Source organism: Acidisphaera sp. L21 (assembly GCF_009765685.1).
Lineage (GTDB): Bacteria > Pseudomonadota > Alphaproteobacteria > Acetobacterales > Acetobacteraceae > LMUY01.
Genome location: NZ_LMUY01000093.1, coordinates 68,699 through 72,133, shown reverse-complemented (window position 1 = coordinate 72,133; position 3,435 = coordinate 68,699). Strand labels below are relative to the sequence as shown.

3 protein-coding genes and 1 tRNA gene are annotated in these 3,435 nt (G+C 57.3%); all 4 read left to right on the top strand.

Features of this window, described 5'->3' with window-relative positions; genetic code table 11:
- The first annotated feature begins 401 nt into the window (after nt 1-401).
- Nucleotides 402-845 (top strand): hypothetical protein, encoded by a 444-nt coding sequence (locus GSQ76_RS18900; RefSeq protein WP_158745681.1) that lies wholly within the window; start codon nt 402-404, stop codon nt 843-845.
- A gap of 570 nt (nt 846-1,415) precedes the next feature.
- Entirely contained in the window at nt 1,416-2,285 is an 870-nt protein-coding gene (locus tag GSQ76_RS18895; RefSeq protein ID WP_335904917.1) for a replication protein RepA, read from the top strand.
- A gap of 163 nt (nt 2,286-2,448) precedes the next feature.
- Nucleotides 2,449-2,522 (top strand) — tRNA-Ile (locus GSQ76_RS18890).
- Between the two features lie 574 nt (nt 2,523-3,096).
- A partial coding sequence (locus GSQ76_RS31245; protein ID WP_216851149.1) for a hypothetical protein occupies nt 3,097-3,435 on the top strand: 339 nt, incomplete at its 3' end.

Sequence of the window (3,435 nt, the reverse complement as noted above, 5' to 3'; positions counted from 1 at the left end):
GCTGGCGGGATGATCGCGGCAGAGGGCCGCCCTATCACCGCTGCCGAAGCCGTCGAGAAGGTGCAGGAGGTTCTGGAGGAACTTAAACGGCACGAGTGAGCCACCAAAGCGGCCCCTGGATGCCGTTCGTTTCAATTTAATACCACCCGTCTAGGGTGCCTTGATCTGTGAGAAACAGACTGACCTCTCTTCGAACGCTGAAGCTCATCGTCAGGTGACATCTCGGGTAACAAATCGGGTGACGCAAAGAGGTGACGAACCAGGTAACGCCCGTAATCCCGGCTCGGCTCGTTTGCGATTGCCTTCGCACTTGTTCAGGCTCTCGCGTCGTGGACGGGTAGGCCACTGCCGGGCCTCATTGGCGGCCCTGACCCCCCTAGGATGTTCGCCAGGAATATTCCTTGTCCCAGGTGGCACTGCGGCTATGGTACGGTGTTGTTACGGTACAGCAGGGGACCGCGATGACCGTCAGAATTGGAGATCGGTCTGCAATGCTGCCGGTCTCTTTTCTATCTGCCCCTGATCTGATCAAGCAGGCCGTTGAGTGGCTGGCCGCCTATCTCCGCACGGCGATCGTTGCAATTTATCCGCTCCGACGAACCGATGCCGTCCACGGCGTTAAGATTTTGTTCGACGCAAGGCCGCTCACCATCAACCCTAAATTCTGCGATGATTACGACGCCGGCTACCAGGCAGCACTGTCGGTGAGCCGGAAACGCTCCCTGCGGGATATCCACGTCGCGTTGCAGACCATGCTGCCCGTCGACTCAGAATTCGAATGGGGCGCGTTTGACGCCCTGGCCGACGAAGCCCGCCATCGCGGACGTCCAGACCCAGTTCTTTGATCCCATGGTGTTCAGTGAACACCATTATTACTGACCTCGTGAGCCCCTCTGCAAGTCAGCTTCTAATTGGGCCAATGATTCTTCGATTTTGAGAACCGCATCCTCAAGCTGGACCACCATGAGTGAGAAGCTTTTGGTTTGGAGCAGAGCGTTCCTCAGCTTCCAGGCCGTGTCCGCCAAGTCAGCGAAGGCTGCGAAAGCCTCTTGGTTACTGTGCTCCATCAGCGGCCTCAGGCTCCGTCCAAAGTTTAGCTTAACCATACAGTAGCATGCGTTCTAAAAGGCAATAGCGCTAGATCTACTTCACACTCCCGAGGCTAGCGCGGACTTACGACGACTCGTCTCTGTGCGTCGTCCCCGCTGCACTTTGGCGGAACTTATCCACAGGCTGGACGGTTATCCGGGGGACTCTACTTCCGCTTAAGGAGGGGACTTTGGTTCCGCGACTCGTGGTTATCCAGGGGACTCTACTTCCACAGCTAATAACTAAGTCTAATAGCCTTCCAAATAGCTTGTGGAAGTAGAGTCCCCTCTTGATCGGCAGGACATAGCCAGGGCTAGTGTTTGTTCATGGGTGAGGTTCATCAGCTAATCGTTCAGCATGGTCTGGATGGAGCCCGAGCAAAGGCTGACAGCAAAGGCCAACGACAGGCTATTGATGCTGCTGCCCTGGTTCTTGCGGATGAAGAGTTTCGGCTTGGCATCACCCATGCCGGCTTTGCAATGACCAGCTTACCTCATAAACGCATCGCCGGCCCGCATTGGAAACGAGAAGGTGGAGCTACAAAGCTATTTGTCGAATCAGGCATCGACAGCGCTGGCGACCTGATCGGAGTGCCTTACGGGTCATTCGCCCGGCTGATCCTGCTGTATCTCCAGACCGAAGCCATTCGCACGGGCTCTCCGGAGGTCGAACTCGGTCGGTCGATGAAGAGCTGGATGATCCGAATGAGCCTATCCACAGGCGGACAGACTTATCGCCTTGTCTCTGAACAGGCGCGACGTATTTCGGCCTGTCGGTTAACATTCTTTACCGATCGAGGAGGCGCAGAGCACCGCCATAATGGCGCCTTCGTGCGAGATGCAATATCGCTCACAGGCGTTGCGGACGAAAACCAGCCGTCTCTATGGCAAGACAAGGTGCGGCTAGACGATGGCTTCTGGCAAAGCCTAAAGGCACACCCGGTTCCTGTGCGGGAGGAAGCCATTAAGGCCATCGGCGCCCGCAGTATGGCAATTGATGTCTATATCTGGTTGGCATACCGACTGCACGTGTTGACCAAAAGCACCCCAGTCACCTGGGCGGCCATTCACTCCCAGTTTGGAGCAGGCTTTGAACTGCAGCGGAAAACGAAAGCCTCATGCCTCGAGGCACTGACGTTAGCTATGGCGGTTATCCGGAAGCCAGCGTCGACGTGGGAAAGGGTGGCATTATCATGAACCCCTCGCGGCCAGCAGTTCCCAAGAGCGAAGCTCGCCAGCTCGGAATGGGGTAGGGGACTCTACTTCCGCTTCAACCTGCCTCTGGATCGTGGATGCTTACCAAGGGCAGGAATCTAGCCTTGATAAGCCGGATCCGTCGTGCATCACCCATACCGCCTGTGCGCCTGTAGCCCAGTTGGTTAAAGCGGGCCGCTCATAACGGCTTGGTCGCAGGTTCGAGTCCTGCCGGGCGCATATGCTGTTATCCGACGGCTCCAGCCGCAACGTTCGGGCCCGCACCAGATCTTAGCGGCCTGCTTCCGGTTCCGGCACCGGAAGCACCGGGCGCCACTTGGCGACTAATCTGGTTGAGAGATTGCATTTCCGGCTGATCCTTTGAGGGGCTTGGCGCGTCGCCGGTTTGCCGAAGCCGATCTTCTACCGCCTTGCGCTTGCCGGGAACCGGTTGAGAACCCGAGACGGAGCTTGCCCCAGTTGACGGAGTTGAGCCTGAGCCAGTTGCAGCACTTCCCGTGGATGACGAGCCAGCGGATAAGGATCCACCACTTCCCCCCGGACGATGAGCCGCCAGCCGCAAAGGCCACGCTTGAGATACCCAGCATAAAGACAAGCAGGACAGCAGCGAATTCCGTGATATTGATCATGGCGCTCTCCATCCGTCGAAGATCCGGCAACGCCCCTATTCGCAGGGGCGTTCCGAATACCCCATCGCGCTGCGTGCCGCACAGGCCTCTTTGTCTCCTAATCTCTGCTGACCAATTCGACGGCAGTAACCGGAACTCGCTGCAGAGCCTGTTGTTCAGCCCCCATGCAAGGTGCGGATCGCGTCAACGAAGAGCTTGAGGTTGGATTTGATCAGCGGTTTGAGCACCTTTGGCGCCGGGCTGAGCAAGTTGGCCGCTGGGTCATGGTCCTATTTGTAGCCGCGGGCATCGCTGGTTTTCTGGGTCGGGGACCTTACAGCCATGAAACCGCGAAATCTGAAGGGACCGGCCTCACTGTAGACTTCGAGCCGGTGGGGCGATCGCAGGCAGGTACGCAGGTAACGTTCAACCTGGATAATGCCTCGGTATCTTCAACAATTGATATATTTGTCGGCTCCAACATCGTTGAGCCCATGGGACTTCAACGGATCGAGCCACAGCCG